This window comes from Pseudomonas putida NBRC 14164 (assembly GCF_000412675.1).
GTDB lineage: Bacteria > Pseudomonadota > Gammaproteobacteria > Pseudomonadales > Pseudomonadaceae > Aquipseudomonas > Aquipseudomonas putida.
In genome coordinates this window covers 5821096-5847171 of the sequence record NC_021505.1, presented here as the reverse complement: position 1 = coordinate 5847171, position 26076 = coordinate 5821096, and the positions used below count along the sequence as shown (strand labels likewise).

Here is a 26076-nt window from a genome sequence, read left to right as displayed (position 1 = left end):
TTACATGCGCTCCAGGGTTTCCAGGCCGAGCAGTTCCAGACCTTGTTTGAGGGTGCGGCCGGTCAGGGCGGCCAGGCGCAGGCGGCTTTGCTGTTGCTCCGGGGTTTCGGCGGCGAGGATCGGGCAGTTCTCGTAGAAGCTGGAGAACAGCCCGGCCAGGTCGTACAGGTAGCTGCACAGCACGTGCGGTGTGCCTTTTTCGGCGACGCTATTGAGGGTTTCGCCAAACTGCGCCAGGCGCGCAGCCAGGTCCTGCTCGTGGGCGGCCTGCAGCACGATCTTGCCTTCGACTTCGTCAAAGCCCTTGCCCAGCTTGCGGAATACGCCGGCTACGCGGGTGTAGGCGTACAGCAGGTACGGGGCGGTGTTGCCTTCGAAGTTGAGCATCAGCTCGAAGTTGAAGCTGTAGTCGCTGGTGCGGTGCTTGGACAGGTCGGCGTATTTTACTGCGCCAATGCCAACCACTTCGCCGATGTGGCGCAGATCTTCGTCAGCCAGGCTCGGGTTCTTTTCCTTGACCAACGCGTAGGCGCGCTCCTTGGCCTCGGTGAGCAGGTCGATCAGCTTGACGGTGCCGCCGTCACGGGTCTTGAACGGGCGGCCGTCGGCGCCGTTCATGGTGCCGAAGCCCATGTGCTCCATCTGCATCGGGTGGCCGACAAAGCCTGCACGGCGTGCCACTTCGAATACCTGGTTGAAGTGCAGGGCCTGGCGCTGGTCGACGAAGTACAGGGCGCGGTCAGCGTTGAGCACGTTGCTGCGATAGCGCACTGCGGCCAGGTCGGTGGTGGCGTACAGGTAGCCGCCGTCGGCTTTTTGCACGATCACCGGCAGGGGTTCGCCTTCGCTGTTCTTGAATTCTTCCAGGAACACGCACTGGGCGCCTTGGTCTTCGACCAGCAGGCCCTTGGCCTTGAGGTCGGCCACCACGTTGGCCAGGTCGTCGTTGTAGGCGCTTTCGCCCATCACGTCGGCCATGGTCAATTTGACGTTGAGCAGCTCGTAAGTCTTCTGGCAGTGCGACAGCGAGATGTCCTTGAAGCGGGTCCACAGGGCCAGGCACTCAGGGTCGCCGGCTTGCAGCTTGACCACCAGGCCACGGGCGCGCGTGGCGAACTCTTCCGATTCGTCGAAGCGCTTCTTCGCCGCCCGGTAGAAGTTCTCCAGGTCCGACAGCTCGTCGCTGGTGATCGGGTTTTCCTGCAGGTAGGCCATCAGCATGCCGAACTGGGTGCCCCAGTCGCCGACGTGGTTCTGGCGAATGACGTTGTCCCCCAAAAATTCCAGCACGCGTGCGACGCTGTCACCGATGATGGTCGAGCGCAGGTGGCCGACGTGCATCTCTTTGGCCAGGTTTGGCGCCGACATGTCGATGACGACCTTTTCGCTCGGGCCGGCCTTGCGCACGCCGAGGTGGTCATCGGCCAGGGCGGCGTCCAGGCGGTTGGCCAGGGCGTCGGTGTTCTGGAAGAAGTTGAGGAAGCCGGGGCCGGCGATTTCCACTTTGCTGATGTCGGCGCTGGCCGGCAGGGCGTTGATCAGTTTTTCGGCCAGGTCGCGTGGCTTCATGCCTGCCTGCTTGGCCAGCATCATGGCGATGTTGCTGGCGAAGTCGCCGTGGGTCTTGTCCCGGGCGTTTTCCACCTGGATCGCCGGCGACAGCCCTTCAGGCAGCACACCGTCGGTGACGAGTTGGGTGAGGGCTTGCTGGACCAGCTGGCGAATGGTGTCTTTCATGGGGATCTCTTTTCGACCGCAAGCGCGGTGAGCGCCTGGATGCGCAGGTGGAAAAACTGGGCATTATCCGTTGCCGGGAGCGGGTTGCCAACCTTTGGGGCTGCAAAGCAGCGCCAGACGTCAGTACAGGTCGACCGGGTCGACGTCCAGCGACCAGCGTACCTGCCGCCCGCTGGGCATCTGCTCCAACACTAGCAACCAGGCACTGATCAGTCGATGCAAAGGCGCCCGGGTATTGGCCTGTATCAACAGTTGCGCACGGAAGCGCCCGGCGCGGCGCTCCATGGGCGCCGGCACCGGGCCCAGCAGTTCGATGCCCGGCAGGCGCTGCTCGGCCACCAGGCGTTCGGCGGCGGCGCAGGCTTCGTCAAGGAAACCTTCGGCCTGCCCCGGCTTGTGCGCTTCGGCGCGCAGCAGGGCCAGGTGGGAGTAGGGCGGCAGCCCGGCGGCGCGGCGTTCGTCCAGGGCCTGTTCGGCAAAGGCGAAGTAGCCCTGCTCGGTAAGCTGCACCAACAGCGGGTGGTCGGCCAGGTGGGTCTGGATGATGACCTTGCCTGGCTCTTCGGCCCGCCCGGCGCGCCCGGCCACCTGCACGATCAGCTGCGCCATGCGCTCACTGGCGCGAAAATCACCCGAGAACAGCCCACCATCGGCGTCGAGGATGGCCACCAGGGTCACCCGGGGGAAGTGGTGGCCCTTGGCAAGCATCTGCGTACCGACCAGGATGCTCGGCTGGCCGCGCTGTATGGTAGTGAACAGGTTGTGCATGGCGTCCTTGCGCGCCGTGCTGTCGCGGTCCACCCGCAGGATCGGGTAGTCCGGGAACAGCACCTTCAGGCGTTCTTCGGCGCGCTCGGTGCCCGCGCCGACCGGGCGCAGATCCACGTGGTTGCACTGCGGGCACTGGTGCGGCAGGCGTTCGTCGTAGCCACAGTGGTGGCAGCGCAGCACGCCAGAACGCTGGTGCACGGTCATGCGTGCATCACAGCGCGGGCACTCGGACAGCCAGCCACAATCGTGGCACAGCAAGGTCGGGGCGAAGCCGCGGCGGTTCAGGAATACCAGCACTTGCTGGCCAGCCTCAAGGGTCTGGCGGATGGCTTGCTGCAGCGGGCCGCTGATACCGCTGTCCAGTGGCAGGCTCTTTACGTCCAGGCGCAGCATGCGCGGCGGGCGGGCGCCACCGGCGCGCTGGTTCATGCGCAGCAGGCGGTAGCGACCGGTCAGGGCGTTGTGCAGGGTTTCCAGCGACGGCGTGGCAGAACCTAGCAGGATCGGGATGTTCTCCTGGTGGGCGCGCACCAGTGCCAGGTCGCGGGCGTGATAGCGCAGCCCCTCCTGCTGTTTATAGGAGCCGTCGTGCTCCTCGTCGATGATGATCAGGCCGGGGTTTTTCATCGGCGTGAACAATGCCGAGCGGGTGCCGATGATGATATCGGCCTCGCCGTCCCGGGCAGCCAGCCAGGCGTCCAGGCGCTCGCGGTCGTTCACCGCCGAATGCAGCAGCGCGATGCGGGCGTTGAAGCGTTGCTCGAAGCGCGCCAGGGTCTGTGGGCCGAGGTTGATCTCCGGGATCAGCACCAGCGCCTGCTTCCCGGCTTCCAGGGTTTCACGAATCAGCTGCAGGTAGACCTCGGTCTTGCCGCTGCCGGTGACGCCGGCCAGCAGGAATGCGCCAAAGCCCCCAAAGCCTTCGCGCACAGCGTCAAAGGCGTCGCGCTGCTCATCGTTGAGCGGCAGTTCCGGCTGCGCCAGCCAGTGTTCGTGGCGTAGCGCCGGCGAGTGCCGGCGGACTTCAATCTGCACCAGCTCCTTGGCCAGCAGCAGGTCGAGGCTGTCCTTGTTCAGGTTGAGCTTGGCCAGCAGGCTGTGGGCCACGCCGTGCGGATGCTGGGCCAGGGTCTTGAGGGCGTCGCGCTGGCGCGGCGCGCGGGCGATCCGGGGGTCTTCCAGGCGGGCACCGGGGGCAATATGCCAGAAGCGCTCCTGGCGCATCTCGGCAGGTTCGCCCTGGCGCAATAGCGTCGGCAGGGCCCAGCTCAGGGTATCGCCCAGGCTGTGCTGGTAGTACTGGGCGGTCCACAGGCACAGTTTGAATAGCGATGGCGGGATCGGCGATACCGGATCGAGCAGGGCGCTGGCCGGCTTGAGCTTGTCGGCGGGCACCTCGCTCTGCGCGCACACCTCCACCAGCACGCCTATCATCTCGCGGCGGCCGAATGGCACGCGAATGCGCATGCCTGGGGTCAAGGCCTGGCGCGCCATGCTCGCGGGTGCCTTGTAGTCGAACAGGCGACGCAGCGGGGAGGGCAGGGCAAGGCGCAGGATGACGTCGGGCACGCGGAAGGTCTCGGAGGGCGTATCAAAGACTGGCGAGCCTAGCAGACGACGGTCGGTGCAAGCGACAACTTGCACTAGCGCAGCGCTCTGGTATTATTTGCCGCCTAATTACGTGCGGTATTCAACAATTGGTGTTGGATGGCGGCACGCAGCTCGAGGAAGCGACCATGAAAGAAGGTATCCACCCGAACTATGAAGTAGTTGCAGTCACCTGCAGCTGCGGCAACAAGTTCGAAAGCCGTTCGACCCTGGGCAACACCCTGTCGATCGACGTTTGCAACCTGTGCCACCCGTTCTACACCGGTAAGCAGAAAGTCCTGGACACCGGTGGTCGCGTACAGAAGTTCGCCGATCGCTTCGGCATGTTCGGTGCCAAGAAGTAATCATGCGCATGGCGAACCCCTCGGGTTTCGCATTGCTGCAAAAAAAAGCGCCCCTTGTGGGCGCTTTTTTTATGGGCGTCATCTGGCATTTCCCAGCCCTGGCGTTCTGCCCGCTGCCGGAGCAGCCACAGCAAGTGCAGGTACGCCAGGTGGTGGATGGCGATACCTTGCGCCTGGTCGATGGCCGCAGCGTGCGCCTGATCGGCATCAATACCCCGGAAGTCGGCCGCAAAGGGCGCAGCAGCGAGCCCTATGCCGAGGCCGCCAGGCGACGCCTTCAAGCATTGGTCAATGCCAGTGACGGCCGCGTCGGGCTGGTGCCGGGCGTTGAGGGAAAAGACAAGTATGGCCGCACACTGGCGCATATCTACGGCCTGAATGGCGACAATATGGAAGCACGGTTGCTCAGCGAGGGTTTGGGCTACCGCGTGGCAGTTGCCCCCAATGTAAGCCTCAGCGGCTGCCTGCAGGTTGCCGAGCAAGCGGCGCGCAAGGGCGGTGTCGGTGTGTGGCGACGCTCGCCCGTGGTGCCTGCAGGCAATGTCAGGCAGTCGGGCTTCGCTGTGGTCGGTGGCCGCATCAAGGGTATCGAGCGCAATCGTGGTGGGGTCTGGCTCACCCTGGACGACACTGTGGTGCTGCAGGTTCCCGCTCGTCTGCAACGCAACTTCCCCGCCAGCTTCTTCGATAACCTCAAGGGACGCCAGGTCGAAGCGCGAGGCTGGGTGCTGGACCGTTCCCGCAAGGGCGGCCTGAAGCCTGGGCAGCGACGCTGGGTGTTGCAATTGACCGATCCGAGCATGTTGGAGCGTTTTTCAGGCTAAAAGATGTAGACATTTCGCTATTGGATTGTACACACTGTTAGCCGTATGCCCCCGTGGGTTATAGCGTAAAGTCGTAGGCTAAAGGCCTTGACACAAGTGACCGACCAGTCTTGTGACTCCCCGGCTCTTTGCGTATCCTCGGCGGTCCGTCAGAACAGTAAATAGCGGAATGCCCACCATGTCAGACCTGAAAACCGCCGCTCTCGAATACCACGCTCAACCTCGTCCGGGGAAACTGAGCGTCGAACTCTCCAAGCCCACTGCCACCGCCCGTGACCTCGCCCTGGCCTACAGCCCAGGTGTTGCTGAGCCCGTGCGTGAAATTGGCCGTGATCCAGAGCTGGCTTACAAATACACCGGCAAAGGCAACCTGGTTGCGGTGATTTCCGATGGCACCGCCATCCTCGGTCTGGGTGACCTCGGCCCACTGGCTTCCAAGCCGGTCATGGAAGGCAAGGGCGTTCTGTTCAAGCGTTTCGCTGGTATTGACGTGTTCGACATCGAAGTCGAATCGGAAAGCCCGCAAGCGTTCATCGACACCGTTCGCCGTATCTCGATCACCTTCGGTGGCATCAACCTCGAAGACATCAAGGCACCTGAGTGCTTCGAAATCGAGCGCACCCTGATCGAACAGTGCGACATCCCGGTGTTCCACGATGACCAGCACGGTACCGCCATCGTTACCGCAGCCGGCATGATCAATGCCCTGGAAATCGCCGGCAAGAAGCTCGAAGACGCCAAGATCGTCTGCCTGGGTGCCGGGGCTGCTGCCATCTCCTGCATGAAGCTGCTGGTGAGCATGGGTGGCAAGGTCGAAAACATCTACATGATCGACCGCAGCGGTGTCATCCACGCTGGCCGTGACGACCTGAACCAGTACAAGGCCCAGTTCGCCCACGCTACCGACAAGCGCACCCTGGCTGACGCGCTCGACGGTGCTGACGTGTTCGTAGGCCTGTCCGGCCCGAACCTGCTGAGCCCTGAAGGCCTGAAGTCGATGGCTGCCAACCCGATCGTGTTCGCCTGCTCGAACCCGGATCCGGAAATCTCGCCTGAGCTGGCGCACGCCACTCGCAACGATGTGATCATGGCCACCGGTCGTTCCGACTACCCGAACCAGGTCAACAACGTTCTGGGCTTCCCGTTCATCTTCCGTGGTGCCTTGGACGTTCGTGCCAAGCGCATCAACGAAGAAATGAAGATCGCCGCCGCCATCGCCCTGAAGGACCTGGCCAAGCTGCCAGTGCCGAAAGAAGTGTGCGAAGCCTACGGTGTCGAAGGCCTGGAGTTCGGTCGTGAGTACATCATTCCGAAGCCGCTGGACGCACGCCTGATCACTGTCGTTTCCGACGCTGTGGCCAAGGCCGCTATCGAATCCGGCGTGGCTACCCTGCCGTATCCGAAGCACTACCCGCTGACCAGCGTGGATGAAGTGTTCAACGGCTGATTGCCGCTGTAGCTGTAATGAAAAAGCCCCGGTTCTTTTGAACCGGGGCTTTTTGTTGGGGCTTGGGAATGTGTCAGGGCTGAAATGTGTTCGTCAGGGCACTTGTGGCGCCTATGAGATCGAGCGCCGCGCGGGCGGCGCTCGATGTCAGCAGCCCCACATAACCCCAGTCAGGCACCCTGCCTCAGAACAGATCCATCGGCGCCGCTTCATCGGCCGGCAGCGGGCTGCCCGGTGCTGCGCCATTGCCCAGTTCGTCCACGGAGGGTGGCGAATCTTCGGCCTTGAACAGCTCGAAGAAGGCATTCGGCGTGCTCGGGGAGGCAGCGCGGCCGCTGATCGGGTCGACGCGCAGGCTGAGGATGCCTTCCGGCTCTGCTGGCGCATGCGCCGGCTTGTCCTTGAGCGCCGCGCCCATGAAGCTCATCCAGATCGGCAGCGCCGCCGTGCCACCGTATTCGCGGCGGCCGAGGGTTTCCGGCTGGTCGAAACCGACCCATACGGTGGTCACGTAATCGGCGTTGTAGCCGGAGAACCAGGCGTCCTTGGACTCGTTGGTAGTACCGGTCTTGCCCGCCAGGTCGGTGCGGCCCAGGGCCAGCGCCCGGCGGCCGGTACCGCGCTTGATCACGTCCTGCAGCATGCTGGTGAGGATGTAGGTGGTGCGCCCGTCGACGATCTGTTCAGCCACAGCCGGCGTTTGCGGTGCAGCGGCCGCCTGGTTGAAGGCGGATGGCGCCTCACCTGGCATGGCAGCAGTGCTGATCGGCTGTTCGGGTGCCGCCAGGCCAGCCTGGTCCTCGGCACCTTGCGGTACGCGGGGCGGGTTGGCGGTGAACAGGGTTTCGCCGTTGCGGCTTTCGATGCGGTCGATCAGGTACGGGGTGACCTTGTAGCCGCCGTTGGCAAAGGTGCTCCAGCCTGTGGCGATTTCCATCGGGGTCAGGGTGGCGGTGCCCAGGGCCAGCGACAGGTTGCGCGGCAGGTCCTGCTTGTTGAAGCCGAACTTGGCGATGTAGTCGATGGTGCGGTCTACACCCATGGCCTGCAGCAAGCGGATCGACACCAGGTTACGCGACTTGTACAGCGCTTCGCGCAGGCGGATCGGGCCGAGGAAGGTGTTGGTGTCGTTCTTCGGACGCCACACTTTGTCCACGGATTCGTCGACGAACACGATCGGCGCATCGTTGACCAAGGTGGAGGCGGTGTAGCCGCTGTCCAGCGCAGCACTGTAGATGAACGGCTTGAAGCTCGAACCAGGCTGGCGCTTGGCCTGCATGGCGCGGTTGTAGTTGCTCTGCTCGAACGAGAAGCCGCCAACCAGCGCGCGGATGGCACCGTTGTAAGGGTCGAGGGTGACCAGGGCGCTTTGCGCGCCAGGCACCTGGCTGAACTTGAGCTTGCCATCTTCCAGGCGCTGCAGGCGCACCAGGTCACCGACCTGCGCCACGTCTGCCGGTGACTGCGGTGAGCGGCCCTGGGCGTTACTGTTGATGAACGGGCGCGCCCATTTCATGGTGTCCCAGGCAACTTCGGCTTGCTGGCCGTCCCGGGTCAGTACCTGGAGGCCGGTTTTGTCGACATGGGTGATGATGGCCGGTTCCAGGCCGCCAAGGATGCGCTGCTTGCCCAGCTCCTGCAGCCAGGCTGCCTGGGTGCGGCCCGGGAAGCGTGCTTCGGGGCCACGGTAGCCGTGGCGTTCGTCGTAATCAGACAGGCCTTTGAGAATGGCCTTGTTGGCCATGTCCTGCATGTCGCTGGGCACCGTGGTGGTGACGCGGAAGCCTTCGGTGTAGGCGTCGCTGCCGTAGCGGCCGACCATTTCGGCGCGGGCCATTTCGGCGATGTAAGGCGCATTCACCTCAGGCGTCGGCACGTGGTAGCTGGCATTGAGCGGCTCGGCCAGGGCGGTCTGGTAGCTGGCCTGGTCGATCTTGCCCAGCTTGTACATGCGGCCGAGGATCCAGTCGCGGCGCTCCTTGGCGCGCACCGGGTTGGCCAGCGGGTTGAAGCGTGACGGTGCCTTGGGCAGGCCGGCGATCATCGCCATCTGCGCCAGGCTCACGTCGCGGATCGATTTGCCGTAGTACACCTGCGCGGCGGCATCGATGCCGTAGGCGCGGTTGCCCAGGTAGATCTTGTTCACGTACAGCTCAAGGATTTCGTCCTTGGTCAGTTCACGCTCGATCTGCAGGGCCAGCAAGATCTCGTTGGTCTTGCGCGAGAAGCTGCGTTCGCTGGTGAGGAAGAAGTTCTTCGCCACCTGCATGGTGATGGTGCTGCCGCCGGTCTGGATGTGCCCGGTTTTCACCAGCTGGGTCGCTGCACGCATCAGGCTGCTGGGGTCGACACCGTAGTGATTGAGGAAATTGTCGTCCTCGGCTGACAGAAGCGCCTGAATGAACTGTGGCGGAATTTCCGCGAAACGGATCGGCGAGCGGCGCATTTCGCCGAATTCGGCAATCAGTTTGCCGTCGCTGCTGTACACCCTGAGGGGGATCTGCAACTGGATGCTTCTGAGGGACTCGACCGAGGGCAGGCTGGGGCTAAGATACAGAAACGCACCGCTCACACCGAGTACGAGCGCGCAAATGACTGCGACGGAAGACCACCAGAAGAACTTCAGCAGACGTATCAAGGCTTTTCGGTGTCCAGGTTGAGAGTGGGTAGCACGCAGGCCCGGCGGACCAGAAAGCGCTGGGCATTATAAGCATTTTTTCGCCTCTCCGGGTTACCGGCCAGGCTGCCCGTCGCCTCGATGGGCAGGCCGGGCCTAGTGTTGACGCGGGGTTGCGACCGACCGCTGCAGCAGGCAGCAAGGAAGCCGCATGTTAGGACGCTTTGGCAAGGATGCCAGTTCACTCGTGGGGGTGGAAATTGCCCCTGAGGCTGTTCGTGTTGTGCAACTTCAGCGGCGCAATCGGCGCTGCCGGGTGCTTGCATCGGCACAAGAGCCGTTCGAATTACTGGCAGGCAAGAATTGGCTCGCGGAGCCCGCTACCGTGGTGGCAGCCCTGCGCCGTGCCTACCTGCGCAGCGGCCTGAGGCAGCGTCGGGTAGCGTTGGCGTTACCGGCCAGCCAGGTGATCTGCAAGCGGTGTCATTTGCCGATGGAGCAGGCCGGGGCAGAACTGGAGACGCAGTTGCTGGCCGACGCCGAGCGGCTGTTTCCGTTTCCGTTGGAGGACTTGGCCCTGGACTTTCAAGTCCTGGGGGCATCCCCCACGCAACCGGGGTGCGCCGAGGTGATGGTGGCCGCGTGTCGGCAAAGTGCGTTGGCGTCTCTTGATGCCATCGTCAAAGAGGCCGGGTTGCAACTGGAGGCTATCGAGGTCGACAACATTGCCTTGTGCCGCATGTTGCCTCAGGGCTGCCTCGAAGGTTCGGCACTGCTGCGGGTCGAAGCGCACAGCGCAGTGCTTTATGGCTGGCAGCCCGACCGGCCTTACCAGCGTCGTGAGCTTCAAGTGCAGGGGCTGAACAACATGGGGCAGTTGTCGGAGCAACTGCACGCGCTGCTTGCCGATGAGCATTTGCCTGGTGGCCTGTGGATTACCAGCAGCTCATCGGTGGACCCAACCTGGTTGCAAAACCTTGGTCACCAGCTGACTACGCCGTGCAGGCATTTACCTGGCCTGAAGGGGCTGGAACACGTTGACGGCACGATGCTCCTGGCGTGCGCCCTGGCACTTGGAGGGTTGCGCCCATGATTCGGCTTAACCTGATGCCCTGGCGTGAACGGCAGCGCGAGGCGGCGATTCGGCGCTTTCGTAGCCAGCTGATTGCCGGCGCACTGCTGGCGCTGTGCGCCGTGACGCTGGTCGACCAGTTGGCCCGTCAGCGCGGGCAGCAACAGGTGGTGGACAATGCCCAACACCATGCCGCCCTTGAGGTGCTGGCCGGGCAACTGCAGCCGCTGGCTGATGTGCGTGCACAGCATGACGCACTCATCGCACGGTCGGCAGCGCTAGAGGGCTTGCGTGCCCAGCAGGGTGTTCTGGGCGATGTATTCGCTGACCTCGAAAGGGCGCTACCGGTTGGGGTCCAGCTACTCGACCTCAACCTGGAAAACGGCCATCTGCAGATGACCGGGCTGGCTACGTCCGGCGCCGTGGTTGCGCAGTTCATGCGCGATCTGGATCGGTCGGGTGTTCTGCTCGATCTGGCGCTCAAGCGCGTCAGGAGCATGCCGGGTGGCGATGAATTTCTGCTCGTTGCGCGCGTTTCGGCGTTCTGGTCGTGAATGCAGCACCGATCCTTGCCTGGCTGGCGGTAGCCGAGCGCTCCAGAAGCATCAGGCGTATCGCGCCAGTGCTGGTCGCTGTGCTGGTGTTCGGCCTGGGTTGTGCGTTTCGCCTGCCGGCAGGGTTACAGCAGCAGGTGCAGGAGGCGGCCAGGAACGCCACATTGAACGAGCAGCAGGCAGCCAGTGCGGCGCAGTTGGTCGAGCTGGAGCGATTGCAGGCGTCTCTGGTTTTTGCCGAGCGGCGGTTGCTGGAGGCCCACTGGCACCTGGCCGCAGGGGAGGGCATGAGCGACCTGCTTGAGCGCCTGGCGGCTTCGGGGCATGCGCACGGGTTACTGGTCGAGCGGTTCGACGTACAAGAAGCCGAGCAACAGGCAGGCTATTGGAAAGTGCCGCTGGAAGTACAGGTGGTGGGGCGGTACGTGGACTTGCGTCAGTGGCTGGGCGACTGGCTGGGCCAGGCACGCCTGCTGCGCAGCGGTGACATGAACCTGGCCGCAGTCGAGGGTCAGCCCGGCCTATTGCGTCTGCAACTGCGGGTCGATGCCTTCCAGGCCACCGCGCCCGTACCGGCACCTGACGTGCTTGCGCATATGCCGGCCATGGCCGCGACGCCAGTGCCTGCGGTCGACCCCTTCGCGCCAGGGGCGACGCGAACGGCTGGCTCAGGGCTGGCCAGCGTGCCGCTGGCGCAACTGGAAATGGTCGGCAGCCTGTCGCGAGGTGCGGCGCATGAGGCTCTGTTGATGGCGGCTGGCAGGCTCTATCGCGTGCGGGCAGGTGAGCGCTTGGGGCGTAACCACGGTGTGGTGGCGCGGATTGATCAAGGCCAGGTCGAAGTGCACGAACGGCTATTCATGGCAGGGGGGTGGCACGAGCGCACGGCGTTCATCACCCTTGCAAACCGCGTGGGCAAGGAGGCCCCGAACCAGAATGAAGAGAGTGATGAAATGGATGTTGGCAGCCCTGCTGCCGATCCCGCTGGTGTGGGCGACGCCTTACCAGGGTGAACCCCTGTCGTTGAACTTTCAGGATGTGGAGGTGCGTTCGGTGCTGCAGGTACTGGCCGATTATGCGGGCGTCAACCTGGTTGCCAGCGATGACGTGCAGGGCAGCGTGACCTTGAGGTTGCAGGACGTGCCCTGGGACCAGGCCCTTGACCTGGTGCTGCGCAGCAAGGGCCTTGCCCGGCAGCAAGAGGGCAATGTGCTGCTGGTGGCGCCTGCGGCAGCGTTTGCCCCACAGCCGTTTGATGCCCATGTCGGCCTGTTGCCGGATGCACAATTGCAGCCGTTACGTCGTGAATTGATACCGATCCACCATGCTAACGCCGCGGAACTGGTCGAGCTGTTGATGACCAGCCTGGCGGATGACAGCACACTCGCCGTTCGTGGCAGCCTGGGTGTCGATGAGCGCACCAATACCCTGGTGGCGCACCAGCCCGCCGACCGACTGGCCGAGTTGCGACAACTGGTTGCGCAACTGGATGTGCCGGTGCGCCAGGTGGCGATCGAGGCACGTATCGTCGAGGCCAATGTCGACTACGAGAAAAGCCTGGGGGTGCGCTGGGGTGGGCCGCTGTACGGTGAAAGCCTGCGGCCGGGCAAGGAGCTGTTCATCGACCTCGGCGTGGAGCGGGCGGGCAGCAGTGTCGGCCTGGGCCTGCTGCGCGGCGGCGTGCTCCTCGACCTGGAACTCAGCGCCATGGAAAAAAGCGGCAACGGCGAAATCATCTCGCAACCCAAGGTGGTCACGGCCGACAAGGAAACGGCCAGGATCCTCAAAGGCACCGAGGTGCCATACCAGGAAACCAGTAAGAGCGGCGCCACCTCGGTCGCCTTTCGCGAAGCCTCGCTGTCGCTGGAGGTGACCCCGCAGATTACACCGGACAACAAGGTGATCATGGCGGTCCGGGTGACCAAGGACGAGCCGGATTACGTCAATGCCTTGAACAACGTACCGCCGATCCGCAAGAACGAGGTCAATGCCAAGGTTCGGGTGGCGGACGGCGAAACGATCGTGATCGGTGGCGTGTACTCGACTTCGCAAAACAATGTGGTCGACAAGGTGCCATTTTTAGGCGATCTGCCGTATGTTGGGCGGCTGTTTCGACGCGATGCATTACAAGAGAAAAAATCCGAGCTGCTGGTCTTCCTGACTCCGCGTATCATGAGTGACCAGGCGATTGCTGTGAGTCGTTGATTCTGTGCGAAATTTGATACTTGTGGGGCCCATGGGCGCTGGTAAAAGCACCATCGGACGCCTATTGGCCAAAGAGCTGCGCCTGCTGTTCAAGGATTCCGACAAGGAAATCGAACTGCGATGCGGCGCCAACATCCCGTGGATTTTCGACAAGGAAGGCGAGCCAGGTTTCCGTGAGCGCGAGCAGGCGATGATCGCCGAACTGTGCGCACTTGACGGCGTGGTCCTGGCCACCGGCGGTGGCGCTGTAATGCGCGAAGCCAACCGCCAGGCATTGCGCCGGGGCGGCCGGGTGATCTACCTGCATGCCTCGGTGGAACAGCAGGTGGGCCGTACCGCGCGTGATCGCAATCGCCCGCTGCTGCGCACCGCCAACCCCGAGGCGACCCTGCGCGCCCTGCTGGAAGCCCGCGACCCGCTCTACCGCGAGATCGCCGACGTGGTGGTGGAAACCGACGAGCGGCCGCCGCGCATGGTGGTGATCGATATTCTCGAACGCTTGCAGCAGTTGCCGCCCCGTTAACCCGGGACTATTCTCGGCCACCAGCGCCGAGGCGAGGTTCAACGATAGCGCGTGGGTTGCCCGAATGGCGCCGCGCCCAAGTACATTGTGGGGATACATGCAGACACTTAAGGTCGACCTGGGCGAGCGCAGCTACCCGATCTACATTGGCGAAGGCCTGCTGGACCAGCCCGAGCTGCTGGCACCGCACATTGCCGGCCGGCAGGTCGCCATCGTTTCCAACGAGACCGTCGCGCCCCTGTATCTCGAACGTCTGAGCAAGACCCTGGGTGCCTACTCGGTGCTGCCGGTGGTATTGCCCGATGGCGAGGCCCACAAGAACTGGGAAACGCTGCAGCTGATCTTCGACGGCCTGCTGACAGCCCGCCATGATCGTCGCACGACTGTGGTTGCCCTGGGCGGCGGCGTGATCGGTGACATGGCCGGCTTCGCTGCCGCCTGCTACCAGCGCGGTGTCGACTTCATCCAGGTACCGACCACCCTGCTTTCCCAGGTCGACTCGTCGGTGGGCGGCAAGACCGGTATCAACCACCCGCTGGGCAAGAACATGGTCGGTGCCTTCTATCAGCCCAATGCGGTGCTGATCGATACCACCAGCCTGAAGACCCTGCCGGCGCGCGAACTGTCTGCAGGCCTGGCCGAAGTGATCAAGTACGGCCTGATTTGCGACAAGCCGTTTCTCGGCTGGCTTGAAGACAACATGCAGGCCTTGCGCACCCTCGATTCCGCTGCCTTGACTGAAGCCATCCGCCGCTCCTGCGCGGCCAAGGCTGCAGTGGTCGGTGCCGACGAGCGCGAGTCCGGCGTACGGGCCACCCTGAACCTGGGGCATACCTTCGGGCATGCCATCGAGACCCACATGGGCTACGGCGTGTGGCTGCACGGCGAAGCCGTGGCAGCGGGCACGGTGATGGCCCTGGAAATGTCCATGCGCCTTGGCTGGATCGACCAGGCCGAGCGCGATCGCGGAATCCGCCTGTTGCAGGACGCAGGTTTGCCGGTGGTGCCACCACAGGAAATGACCCCGGCGCATTTCATGGAGCACATGGCGGTCGACAAGAAAGTGATCGACGGCCGCTTGCGTCTGGTGCTGTTGCGCCAGATGGGCGAAGCCGTTGTGACCGACGACTATCCGAAAGAGATTCTTCAGGCCACGCTGTCGGCGGATTACCGCGCGATCGTGGCCCAGCTTTGAGGTTGTGACAGCGCAATGACCAGTTTGCATGCCGATGAGGCCTTTCTCGACCATTACCAGTTGAGCCACGATCCGTTCGCGCCCCGTGTGCCCGGCTTCAAGTTCTTCCCGGCCCAGCGCAAGCCCGTGCTTGGCCAACTGCATCACCTGGCGCGCTACAGCCAGCTGATGCTGGTGGTCAGCGGCCCGCTGGGCAGCGGCAAGTCGCTGCTGCGCCAGGCCCTGGTGGCCAGCACCAACAAGCAGGCTGTGCAGAGTGTGGTGGTGTCTGCCCGCAGTGCCAGCGATGCTTCCAGCATGCTTGCCCAGGTCGCGCAGGACCTGGGTGTGGCCCAGCCCGAAGTGCAGGCGATCCTGTCCAAGGTGGTGCAGCTGGCACTGACCGGGCAGGAAGTGTATTTGCTGGTGGACGATGCGGAACAACTCGACGAGTCGGCACTCCAAGCGTTGCTGGAGTTGGCGGCGGGGGTACCGGAAGGGCGCCCGCACGTGTTCCTGTTCGGTGAGCCTTCACTGATTGCCGGGCTGGACGAGCTCAATGTCGAGGAAGAACGCTTCCACATCATCGAACTTGCCCCCTACAGTGAAGAAGAAACCCGCGAGTACCTGGAGCAGCGCCTGGAAGGGGCTGGCCGGGGCATCGAGGTGTTCAGCCGTGAACAGATCGTCGATATCCATGAACACTCCGACGGCTGGCCTGGCAACATCAACCAGGTCGCCCGTGACACTTTGATCGAAGCCATGATCGCCAGCCGTTCGACGGTCAAGCGACCATCCATGGGGTTCAAGATGCCTAAAAAACATGTGCTCGCGCTGTCCGCTGTGGTCGTGGTCGCTGTGGCGGCCGCGGTGTTGATGCCCAAGAAAGGTGACAAACCACCTGCTGAGGCGCCGGCCGCCCAAGCCCAGTTGCCGCTTGGCGATGGCAAGCAGGGTGCCAATATCGAGTTCTCCGGCTCTTCCCAGCCGATGCCGTTGCCGCTGGTTGGTCAGTCCCAGCCTGTAATGCGCGAACCGCTGGCCCAGGCCGCGGGCATGGGTGAGGGTGAAGAAGGCAGCCCGGCGGGTGACACTGCCCTGCAGCCTGGCAACCCGCCGCCAACCGTGACCACCATTGCGCCGCCGCAAGGCGTGCCAGCTGGCCCGGCACCTGTGCCTGCACAGCCTGTGGCTACTGCGCCGGTACAGCCGGTTGCGCCTGCGCCCAAGCCTGTTGCAACCCAGCCTGCGAAGCCGGTTGCACCTGCCAAGCCTGCACCCGCGCCTACCCAGGTCGCCGTTGCCAAGCCGGCCGCCAAGCCTGCCGAAAAACCTGCCGTCAGTGGCAGCGGCAACAGCGGCTGGTACTCCGCGCAGAAACCGGGCAATTATGTGGTGCAGATCCTGGGCACCAGCTCCGAGGCCTCGGCCCAGGCGTTCGTCAAGAGCCAGGGTGGCGACTATCGCTACTTCAAGAAAAACCTGCAGGGCAAGCCGCTGTACGTAGTCACCTACGGCAGCTTCGCCAACCGCGATGCAGCGGTTGCGGCAATCAAGAACTTGCCAGAGAAGGTCCAGGCTGGTAAACCTTGGCCACGTACCGTCGGCAGCGTCCAACAAGAGCTGGCCACGGCCCGCTGATACCTTCCGGGCGGCATCACCCCGCCGCCCAGTTGCTGAGCGATTACTGACTTTCGAATAGCCTGCTGCGTTTCAACGCGGCAGGCTTTTCTGTCCCAGACTGCCGGCCACAAGCCCCTAGTTGCAGTCATGGCTGAAACGCTTCAGACTCGAGCCAAGCCGTTATCACGGCGCATGGCGCAAAAACATTCAAAACTGCGACATAAATTTTCAATGGTGAGACATGAAAATTTGTGGGCATCGCTGTCGCTGTGCAACAATGGTTTTCCATGACCACCGCAAAAAAGCTGGCGTTTGATCGGCGTGGATGGTAAGTGGTTGTTAAAAAAGAGATTTGCCTCCGTTGAGAGGTGAACCTGGTGAGAATGTGTCTATGAAAACAGGTCTGTACCATCCCGAAGAATTCAAGGACAACTGTGGTTTTGGCCTGATCGCCCATATGACGGGCGTACCGAGCCACCACCTTCTGCAAACCGCCATGCAGGCGCTGACTTGCATGACCCACCGCGGCGGTATCAATGCCGACGGCAAGACCGGCGACGGTTGCGGTCTGCTCATGCAGAAGCCCGATCAATTCCTGCGAGCCGTGGCCCAGGAACACTTCGCCGTCGAACTGCCCAAGCAGTACGCCGTCGGCATGGTGTTCTTCAACCAGGACCCGGTCAAAGCCGAAGCTGCCCGCGCCAACATGGACCGCGAAATCCTCGCCGCTGGCCTGAAACTGGTCGGCTGGCGCAAGGTACCGATCGACACCAGCGTACTCGGCCGCCTGGCCCTGGAGCGCCTCCCGCAGATCGAGCAAGTGTTCATCGGCGGTGAAGGCCTGAGCGACCAGGAATTTGCTATCAAGCTGTTCAGTGCCCGTCGCCGTTCGTCGGTGGCTAACGCCCACGACAGCGACCACTACATCTGCAGCTTCTCGCACAAGACCATCATCTACAAAGGCCTGATGATGCCGCGCGATCTCGCGGCGTTTTATCCAGACCTGGGTGACGAGCGCCTGCAAACCGCGATCTGCGTGTTCCACCAGCGCTTCTCCACCAACACCCTGCCGAAATGGCCGCTGGCGCAGCCATTCCGCTTCCTCGCCCACAACGGCGAGATCAACACCATCACCGGCAACCGCAACTGGGCCATGGCCCGTCGCACCAAGTTCGCCAATGACCAGATTCCCGACCTCGAAGAGCTCGGCCCGCTGGTCAACCGCGTCGGTTCCGACTCGTCGAGCATGGACAACATGCTGGAGCTGATGGTGACCGGTGGCATCGACCTGTTCCGCGGCGTGCGCATGCTGGTACCGCCAGCCTGGCAGAACGTCGAGACCATGGACGCCGACCTGCGCGCCTTCTACGAATACAACTCCATGCACATGGAGCCGTGGGATGGCCCGGCCGGTATCGTCATGACCGAAGGCCGCCACGCGGTGTGCCTGCTCGACCGCAACGGCCTGCGCCCGGCGCGCTGGGTGACCACCACCAATGGCTACATCACCATCGCCTCGGAAATCGGCGTATGGGGTTACCAGCCTGAGGAAGTGCTGGCCAAGGGCCGTGTCGGCCCGGGTCAGATCCTCGCCGTGGACACTGAAACCGGGCAGATCCTCGACACCGACGCCATCGACAACCGCCTGAAGTCGCGCCACCCGTACAAGCGCTGGCTGCGTCAGCACGCTACCCGCATTCAGGCGACGCTGACCGACGACCAGGGCGCGGCCAGCTACGACGCTGACCAGCTCAAGCAATACATGAAGATGTTCCAGGTCACCTTCGAAGAGCGTGACCAGGTGCTGCGCCCGCTGGGTGAGCAGGGCCAGGAAGCCGTTGGCTCGATGGGTGACGACACGCCGATGGCCGTGCTGTCGCAGCGTGTGCGTTCGCCGTTCGACTTCTTCCGCCAGCAGTTCGCCCAGGTGACCAACCCACCGATCGACCCGCTGCGCGAAGCCATCGTGATGTCGCTGGAGATCTGCCTGGGCGCCGAGCGCAACATCTTCCAGGAGTCCCCGGAGCATGCTTCGCGGGTCATCCTCAGCTCGCCGGTCATCTCGCCCGCCAAGTGGCGTTCGCTGATGAACCTGGAGCGTGAAGGTTTTGACCGTCAGCTGATCGACCTCAACTATGAGCAGAGCGTCGGCCTGGAAGCGGCCATTCGCAACATCGCCGACCAGGCTGAAGAAGCCGTGCGCGCTGGCAAGACCCAGCTGGTGCTGAGCGACCGCTACATCGCCCCGGGCAAGCTGCCGGTGCACGCATCGCTGGCCGTTGGCGCGGTACACCACCGCCTGACCGAACAGGGCCTGCGTTGCGACAGCAACATCCTGGTGGAAACCGCCACCGCCCGCGACCCGCACCACTTTGCCGTGCTGCTGGGCTTCGGTGCCTCGGCCGTTTACCCGTACCTGGCGTATGAAGTACTGGCCGACCTGATCCGTACCGGCGAAGTGCTGGGCGACCTGGACGAAGTGTTCAAGTACTACCGCAAGGGCATCTCCAAGGGCCTGCTGAAGATCCTGTCGAAGATGGGTATCTCCACCATCGCCTCGTACCGCGGTGCGCAGCTGTTCGAAGCCATCGGCCTGGCCGAGGAAGTGGTCGGCCTGAGCTTCAAGGGCGTGTCCAGCCGCATCAAGGGCGCGCGCTTCGTAGACCTGGAAAGCGACCAGAAGCTGCTGGCGGCCGAAGCCTGGAGCGCGCGCAAGCCGATCCAGCAAGGCGGCCTGCTGAAGTTCGTCCACGGTGGCGAGTACCACGCCTACAACCCTGACGTGGTCAACACCCTGCAAGCCGCCGTGCAGCAGGGCGACTACGCCAAGTTCAAGGAATACACCACGCTGGTCGACCAGCGCCCGGTGTCGATGATCCGTGACCTGCTCAAGGTGAAAGTGGCCGACCAGCCACTGGCGCTGGAGCAGATCGAGCCGCTGGAGGCCATCCTCAAGCGCTTCGACTCCGCCGGTATCTCGCTGGGTGCACTGTCGCCAGAGGCTCACGAAGCGCTGGCCGAGGCGATGAACCGCCTGGGCGCGCGTTCCAACTCCGGTGAAGGCGGTGAAGACCCGTCGCGCTACGGCACCATCAAGAGCTCCAAGATCAAGCAGGTGGCCACCGGCCGCTTTGGTGTGACCCCGGAATACCTGGTGAACGCCGAAGTGCTGCAGATCAAGGTTGCCCAGGGCGCCAAGCCGGGTGAAGGCGGCCAGTTGCCAGGCGGCAAGGTCAACGGCCTGATCGCCAAGCTGCGTTATGCGGTACCGGGCGTGACCCTGATCTCGCCACCGCCGCACCACGACATCTATTCGATCGAAGACCTGGCCCAGCTGATCTACGACCTCAAGCAGGTCAACCCGCAGGCCCTGGTGTCCGTCAAGCTGGTGGCAGAGGCCGGCGTGGGCACCATCGCCGCTGGCGTTGCCAAGGCCTATGCCGACCTGATCACCATCTCCGGTTATGACGGTGGTACCGGTGCTTCGCCGCTGACCTCGATCAAGTACGCCGGCGCCCCGTGGGAACTGGGCCTGGCCGAAACCCACCAGACCCTGCGCGGCAACGACCTGCGCGGCAAGGTACGGGTACAGACCGACGGCGGCCTGAAAACCGGCCTGGACGTGATCAAGGCAGCCATCCTCGGCGCCGAAAGCTTCGGTTTCGGTACCGCGCCAATGATCGCCCTGGGCTGCAAGTACCTGCGCATCTGCCACCTGAACAACTGCGCCACCGGCGTAGCCACCCAGAACGACAAGCTGCGCAAGGACCACTACATCGGCACCGTCGACATGGTGATCAACTTCTTCACCTTCGTCGCCGAAGAAACCCGTGAGTGGCTGGCCAAGCTGGGCGTGCGCAGCCTGGGCGAGCTGATCGGCCGTACCGACCTGCTCGAAATGCTGCCAGGCGATACCGAGCGCCAGCAGTACCTGGACCTGTCGCCGCTGCTGGGCAGCTCGCACATTCCTGCGGACAAGCCGCAGTTCTGCGAAGTCGACAAGAACCCGCCGTTCGACAAAGGCGAGCTGGCCGAGAAGATGGTGGACATGGCCCTGCCGGCGATCCGTGATCAGGCCGGTGGCGAGTTCAACCTCGACATCTGCAACTGCGACCGTTCCATCGGTGCCCGTATCTCTGGCGAAATCGCCAAGCTGTACGGCAACCAGGGCATGGCCGCCAACCCGATCACCTTCCGCTTCAAGGGTACTGCCGGCCAGAGCTTCGGCGTATGGAACGCCGGTGGCCTGAACCTGCACCTGCAAGGCGATGCCAACGACTACGTCGGCAAAGGCATGACCGGTGGCAAGGTCACCATCGTGCCGCCAGCCGGCAGCCCGTTCGAAACCCAGCACAGCGCCATCGTCGGCAACACCTGCCTGTACGGTGCCACTGGCGGCAAGCTGTTTGCCGCAGGCACTGCGGGCGAGCGCTTCGCTGTGCGTAACTCCGGCGCCCACGCTGTTGTCGAGGGCACTGGCGATCACTGCTGTGAGTACATGACCGGCGGCTTTGTCTGCGTCCTGGGCAAGACCGGTTACAACTTCGGTTCTGGCATGACTGGCGGCTTCGCCTACGTGCTCGACATGGACAATAGCTTCGTCGACAAGCTCAACCACGAGCTGGTGGAAATCCAGCGTATCAGTGGTGAAGCGATGGAGGCCTACCGCAGCCACCTGGCGCGCGTCCTTGGCGAGTATGTGGAAGAAACCGGCAGCGAGTGGGGGCGTGAGCTCTCCGAGAACCTGGACGACTACGTGCGGCGCTTCTGGCTGGTGAAGCCGAAGGCAGCCAACCTGAAGCAACTGTTGTCCAGTACTCGTGCCAACCCGCAGTAAAAACAGCTGCAAGTGGCAAGCCTCAAGCTGCACGTAAAGGCAGTACGAGGTTTGCCCGGCTTAAGTGATCGTCTTGCGGCTTGCAGCGTGTAGCTTGCAGCTGCTGTAAAGAGGTTTTGAAAAATGGCTGAACGTCTGAATAACGACTTCCAGTTCATCGAAGTGGGCCGCAAGGACCCGAAGAAAAAGCTGCTGCGCCAGCGCAAGAAGGAGTTCGTGGAAATCTACGAACCGTTCAAGCCGCAGCAGTCCGTAGACCAGGCGCACCGCTGCCTGGGCTGTGGTAACCCGTATTGCGAATGGAAGTGCCCGGTGCACAACTTCATCCCCAACTGGTTGAAGCTGGTGTCCGAAGGCAACATCCTGGCTGCGGCCGAGCTGTCGCACCAGACCAACACCCTGCCGGAAGTGTGTGGCCGCGTGTGCCCGCAAGACCGTCTGTGTGAAGGTGCCTGCACCCTGAACGACGGCTTCGGCGCGGTGACCATCGGTTCGGTGGAGAAGTACATCACCGACACCGCCTTCGCCATGGGCTGGCGCCCGGACATGTCCAAGGTCAAGCCAACCGGCAAGCGCGTCGCCATCATCGGTGCCGGCCCGGCTGGCCTGGGCTGCGCCGACGTGTTGGTACGCGCTGGGGTAACCCCGGTGGTCTTCGACAAGAACCCGGAAATCGGCGGCCTGCTGACCTTTGGCATCCCTGAGTTCAAGCTGGAAAAGACCGTGCTCAGCAACCGCCGTGAAGTGTTCACCGGCATGGGCATCGAGTTCCGCCTGAACACCGAGGTGGGCACCGACATCACCATGGAGCAGCTGCTCGCCGAGTACGACGCAGTCTTCATGGGCATGGGCACCTACACCTACATGAAGGGCGGCTTCCCGGGCGAGGACCTGCCGGGCGTGCATGACGCGCTGGACTTCCTGATCGCCAACGTCAACCGCAACCTGGGCTTCGAGAAGTCGCCGGAAGACTTCGTCGACATGCGGGGCAAGAAGGTTGTGGTGCTGGGCGGTGGTGACACCGCAATGGACTGCAACCGCACGTCGATCCGCCAGGGCGCGCAAGCGGTCACCTGCGCCTATCGCCGTGACGAGGCCAACATGCCGGGTTCGCGCAAAGAGGTGAAAAACGCCAAGGAAGAGGGCGTGAAGTTCCTCTACAACCGCCAGCCCATCGCCATCGTCGGCGAGGACAAGGTGGAAGGTGTGAAGGTGGTGGAGACCCGTCTCGGCGAGCCGGATGCCCGTGGCCGCCGCAGCCCTGAGCCGATCCCGGGTTCCGAAGAGATCCTGCCGGCCGATGCCGTGGTGATCGCCTTCGGCTTCCGCCCAAGCCCGGCGCCGTGGTTCGAGCAGCACGGTATCCAGCTGGACAGCCAGGGCCGCGTGGTAGCGCCGGAGAAGGGCAAGTTCAAGCACCAGACCAGCAACCCGAAAGTGTTTGCCGGTGGCGACATGGTGCGCGGTTCGGACTTGGTGGTGACGGCGATCTTCGAAGGGCGTACGGCTGCGGAAGGTATCCTGGACTATCTGGAAGTCTGATCCATTGTTGGGGCCGCTTCGCGGCCCATCGCGGCACAAGGCCGCTCCTACAGGAGATATGCGATTCCCTGTAGGAGCGGCCTTGTGCCGCGAATAGGGCTGCAAAGCAGCCCCCAGGGCATTTTTGTATACAAAAACGCTTGATCTGTGGCATCCAATAGACAAAACGCATGGCCATGGCCGTGCCTTTTGCGCTGGCGTCTGAGAAAATGCCCGCACTATTTTTCCGGATGCCGACATGACTGCCCTGAAGAACGACCGTTTCCTGCGTGCACTGCTCAAGCAACCTGTAGACGTCACCCCGGTGTGGATGATGCGCCAGGCCGGGCGCTACCTGCCGGAGTACCGCGCCAGCCGCGCCAAGGCCGGTGACTTCATGAGCCTGTGCATGAACCCGCAGTTTGCCTGCGAGGTCACCCTGCAGCCGCTGGAGCGCTACCCGCTGGACGCGGCGATTCTGTTCTCGGACATCCTCACCATCCCCGATGCCATGGGCCTGGGCCTGTACTTCGAAACCGGCGAAGGCCCGCGTTTCAAGAAGGTCATCAGCACCCCCGCCGACATTGAAGCGTTGCCGATCCCCGACCCGCAGAAAGATCTGGGCTATGTGATGGGCGCGGTCAGCACCATCCGCCGCGAACTGAACGGCCGCGTGCCGCTGATCGGCTTCTCGGGCAGCCCGTGGACCCTGGCCACCTACATGGTCGAAGGCGGCTCGTCGAAAGACTTCCGCAAGACCAAGGCCATGGCCTACGACAACCCGCAAGCCCTGCACCTGCTGCTGGACAAGCTGGCCCAGTCAGTCACCAGCTACCTCAACGGCCAGATCCTTGCCGGCGCCCAGGCTGTGCAGATCTTCGACACCTGGGGCGGCAACCTGTCTGCGGCGGCCTATCAGGAATTCTCCCTGGCCTACATGCGCAAGATCGTCAGCGGCCTGATCCGCGAACACGAAGGGCGCAAGGTGCCGGTGATCCTGTTCACCAAGAACGGCGGCCTGTGGCTGGAGAGCATTGCTGAAGCCGGTGCCGACGCGCTGGGTCTGGACTGGACTTGCGAAATCGGCGATGCCCGCCGCCGCGTGGGCGACAAAGTAGCCTTGCAAGGCAACATGGACCCGACCGTGCTTTACGCCAAGCCGGAAGCCATCCGCCAGGAAGTGGCGCGCATCCTGGCCAGCTACGGCCACGGCACCGGCCATGTGTTCAACCTTGGCCACGGCATTACCCCGGAAGTCGACCCGGAGCACGCTGGCGTGTTCATCAATGCCGTTCACGAGCTGTCTGCGCAGTACCACCAGTGAGTTGAATGCTGAAAACAAAAAGCCCGGTCCTGTGCCGGGCTTTTTGTTGCATTAAGTTTTAATTCAGCGATCGTCGTTAATCTGGTCCCATCGAAACCGAAACAGGACCCGTTCCCCATGAAAGCCCGTTACCTCGCCCTGATCCTTGCCCCTCTGTTCAGCACCGCTGCTCTGGCCGCAACCTATACCGGCCCTGGCGCCCAGTCTGTCACCACTGTTGCGGCTGCCAACGATGCCGCCGATGACACGCCTGTGGTGCTGCAGGGGTATGTGACCAAGAAGATCAACAACGACGACAAGTACGAGTTCAAGGACAACACCGGCACCATCACTGTTGAAATCGACGACGAAGACTTGCCACCGACGCCGTTCAACGACAAGACCAAGGTGAAGCTGACCGGTGAGGTGGAAAAGCACCTGATGAGCCGGGAAGTGGATGTGGATATTGTCGAGATCATCAACTGATCTGATGGCCCAATCGCCGGCAAGCCAGCTCCCACAAGTACTCCACAGGTCATGAGCCTTGTGGGTTCCTGTGGGAGCTGGCTTGCCGGCGATTGGGCTGCGAAGCAGCCCCATGCTCAGGCTGTCTTGGGTGGTAACTTGCTCAGGTGCAGCGCCACCAGCAACGCCACGGCTAACAAGCTGCCAATGAACAGTCCTATGCCGTTCCAGCCCCACTGGTGCCAGAACACCCCGCCCGCCGTACCCGCCACGCTGGACCCTGCGTAATAGCTGAACAGGTACAGCGACGATGCCTGCCCCTTGGCCTTCAGCGCCCGGCGGCCGATCCAGCTGCTGGCCACCGAGTGCGCGCCAAAGAAGCCGAAGGTGAACACCAGCATGCCCACGATCACCATCGCCAGCGGGCTGGCCAGGGTCATTAGCAAGCCACCCGCCATCACCACGATACTGGCCCAGAACACCTTGCGCCGGCCCAGCTTGTCCGCCAGGGCACCGACTTGTGCCGAGCTGTAGATGCCGGACAGGTAGACCACCGACAGCAAGCCCACCAGCGCCTGGTTCATATGGTAAGGCTCGGCCAGCAAGCGGTAGCCGATGTAGTTGAACAAGGTGACGAAGGCGCCCATCAGCAGGAAGGCTTCAAGGAACAGCCAAGGCAGCCCGGCATCCTTGAAGTGCATGACAAAACCGTCCAGCAGGCTGCGCGGGCTCATCATCTGCGGGCGGAAGTTGCGCGATTCGGGCAGCACCTTCCAGAAAACCAGTGCGGCGACCAAGGCCAGGCCACCGATGGTCAGCATGGCCGTGTGCCAGCTGACGAAGTCGATCAGCACGCCGGTAATCAGCCGGCCGCTCATGCCGCCAATGGCATTGCCGCCGATGTACAGGCCCATGGCCAGGCCGATGTGCTGTGGGTGGATTTCTTCGCTCAGGTAGGTCATGGCCACGGCAGCCAAGCCGCTCAGTGACAGACCAACCAAGGCGCGGGTGGCCAGTACCAGTTCCCAGCTTGGCATCACCGCGCTGGCCAAGGTGGAGAGGGCGGCGCAAACCAGGGCAAAGACCATCACCGGCTTGCGCCCGATACGGTCAGAAATGGGGCCGGTGATCAACAGGCCGAACGCCAGCATGGCGGTGGACACCGACAGTACCAGGCTGCTCTGGGCCGCGTTGATGGAAAACTCCTTCGACAGCAGCGGCATCATCGGCTGCACGCAGTACAGCAGGGCGAAGGTGGCGAAGCCGCCGCTGAACAGGGCCAGCACGGTCTTCATGAAGGCCGGGGTGCCTTTTTCAATCCACATTTCGTTCAGTAGAGCAGGCTCTGGCTCGGCGGGAAGGGGGGCTACAGCAGTTTTCACGGGCGGGTACCTCTGGCGCAATGAAAAAAGCATATAGCTGGCTAATGATTAGATCCAATATATTGTTCG

The 26076-nt window shown here is 63.1% G+C and carries 18 protein-coding genes; 14 read left to right on the top strand and 4 right to left on the bottom strand.

The window, feature by feature from the left end:
- A complete protein-coding gene (gene argS, locus PP4_RS25975) occupies nt 1-1737 on the bottom strand; it encodes an arginine--tRNA ligase (protein WP_016502051.1) in 1737 nt (578 codons plus the stop codon).
- 120 nt (nt 1738-1857) lie between these two features.
- Nucleotides 1858-4077 (bottom strand): primosomal protein N', encoded by a 2220-nt coding sequence (locus PP4_RS25970; protein WP_041167932.1) that lies wholly within the window; start codon nt 4075-4077, stop codon nt 1858-1860.
- Nucleotides 4078-4244: 167 nt separating this feature from the next.
- Here PP4_RS25970 and rpmE point away from each other — a divergent pair, with 167 nt between their 5' ends.
- The 3 genes from rpmE to PP4_RS25955 all read left to right on the top strand — a co-directional run bounded on the left by rpmE (nt 4245) and on the right by PP4_RS25955 (nt 6731).
- Nucleotides 4245-4460: a 50S ribosomal protein L31 gene (gene rpmE, locus PP4_RS25965; protein WP_016489630.1), complete on the top strand. Its 216-nt coding sequence runs from the start codon at nt 4245-4247 to the stop codon at nt 4458-4460.
- A gap of 2 nt (nt 4461-4462) precedes the next feature.
- Nucleotides 4463-5284, top strand: coding sequence for a thermonuclease family protein (locus tag PP4_RS25960; RefSeq protein ID WP_016502049.1), 822 nt, complete (start codon nt 4463-4465; stop codon nt 5282-5284).
- Between the two features lie 178 nt (nt 5285-5462).
- A complete protein-coding gene (locus PP4_RS25955; RefSeq protein WP_016502048.1) occupies nt 5463-6731 on the top strand; it encodes a malic enzyme-like NAD(P)-binding protein in 1269 nt (422 codons plus the stop codon).
- 184 nt (nt 6732-6915) lie between these two features.
- On the opposite strand, the gene PP4_RS25950 is transcribed toward PP4_RS25955, so the two are convergent.
- Nucleotides 6916-9366, bottom strand: coding sequence for a penicillin-binding protein 1A (locus PP4_RS25950; protein ID WP_370453626.1), 2451 nt, complete (start codon nt 9364-9366; stop codon nt 6916-6918).
- A 193-nt stretch (nt 9367-9559) separates the two neighbouring features.
- On the opposite strand from PP4_RS25950, the gene pilM reads away from it, so the two are divergent.
- From pilM to PP4_RS25895, 11 genes are all read left to right on the top strand, one after another.
- Entirely contained in the window at nt 9560-10441 is an 882-nt protein-coding gene (pilM, locus tag PP4_RS25945; protein ID WP_016502046.1) for a type IV pilus biogenesis protein PilM, read from the top strand.
- Nucleotides 10438-10974, top strand: coding sequence for a PilN domain-containing protein (locus PP4_RS25940; RefSeq protein ID WP_016502045.1), 537 nt, complete (start codon nt 10438-10440; stop codon nt 10972-10974). The genes pilM and PP4_RS25940 overlap by 4 nt, the downstream gene beginning before the upstream one ends.
- 11 nt (nt 10975-10985) lie before the next feature.
- On the top strand, nt 10986-11987 hold the full coding sequence (locus tag PP4_RS25935; RefSeq protein WP_041168149.1) for a pilus assembly protein PilP: 1002 nt from the start codon (nt 10986-10988) through the stop codon (nt 11985-11987).
- Nucleotides 11911-13179, top strand: a complete 1269-nt coding sequence (locus PP4_RS25930) for a type IV pilus secretin PilQ (RefSeq protein WP_080642824.1) — start codon at nt 11911-11913, stop codon at nt 13177-13179. The genes PP4_RS25935 and PP4_RS25930 overlap by 77 nt, the downstream gene beginning before the upstream one ends.
- Before the next feature lie 4 nt (nt 13180-13183).
- Complete coding sequence (gene aroK, locus PP4_RS25925) at nt 13184-13702, top strand: shikimate kinase AroK (RefSeq protein ID WP_024717571.1); 519 nt, start codon at nt 13184-13186, stop codon at nt 13700-13702.
- 97 nt (nt 13703-13799) lie between these two features.
- Entirely contained in the window at nt 13800-14897 is a 1098-nt protein-coding gene (gene aroB, locus PP4_RS25920) for a 3-dehydroquinate synthase (RefSeq protein WP_016502041.1), read from the top strand.
- A 15-nt stretch (nt 14898-14912) separates the two neighbouring features.
- Nucleotides 14913-16517 (top strand): SPOR domain-containing protein, encoded by a 1605-nt coding sequence (locus tag PP4_RS25915; RefSeq protein WP_016502040.1) that lies wholly within the window; start codon nt 14913-14915, stop codon nt 16515-16517.
- A 373-nt stretch (nt 16518-16890) separates the two neighbouring features.
- On the top strand, nt 16891-21336 hold the full coding sequence (gene gltB / locus PP4_RS25910; RefSeq protein ID WP_016502039.1) for a glutamate synthase large subunit: 4446 nt from the start codon (nt 16891-16893) through the stop codon (nt 21334-21336).
- A 123-nt stretch (nt 21337-21459) separates the two neighbouring features.
- Nucleotides 21460-22878, top strand: coding sequence for an FAD-dependent oxidoreductase (locus tag PP4_RS25905; protein ID WP_016502038.1), 1419 nt, complete (start codon nt 21460-21462; stop codon nt 22876-22878).
- A gap of 238 nt (nt 22879-23116) precedes the next feature.
- Nucleotides 23117-24181 carry a uroporphyrinogen decarboxylase gene (gene hemE / locus PP4_RS25900; RefSeq protein ID WP_016502037.1) on the top strand — a complete coding sequence of 355 codons (1065 nt, stop codon included), beginning with the start codon at nt 23117-23119 and terminating at the stop codon, nt 24179-24181.
- Nucleotides 24182-24298: 117 nt separating this feature from the next.
- A complete protein-coding gene (locus PP4_RS25895) occupies nt 24299-24646 on the top strand; it encodes a YgiW/YdeI family stress tolerance OB fold protein (RefSeq protein ID WP_016502036.1) in 348 nt (115 codons plus the stop codon).
- 116 nt (nt 24647-24762) lie between these two features.
- Here the strand turns inward: PP4_RS25895 and PP4_RS25890 are convergent, their stop codons facing one another.
- Nucleotides 24763-26040 carry an MFS transporter gene (locus PP4_RS25890; protein WP_217436064.1) on the bottom strand — a complete coding sequence of 426 codons (1278 nt, stop codon included), beginning with the start codon at nt 26038-26040 and terminating at the stop codon, nt 24763-24765.
- Between the last annotated feature and the right edge of the window lie 36 nt (nt 26041-26076).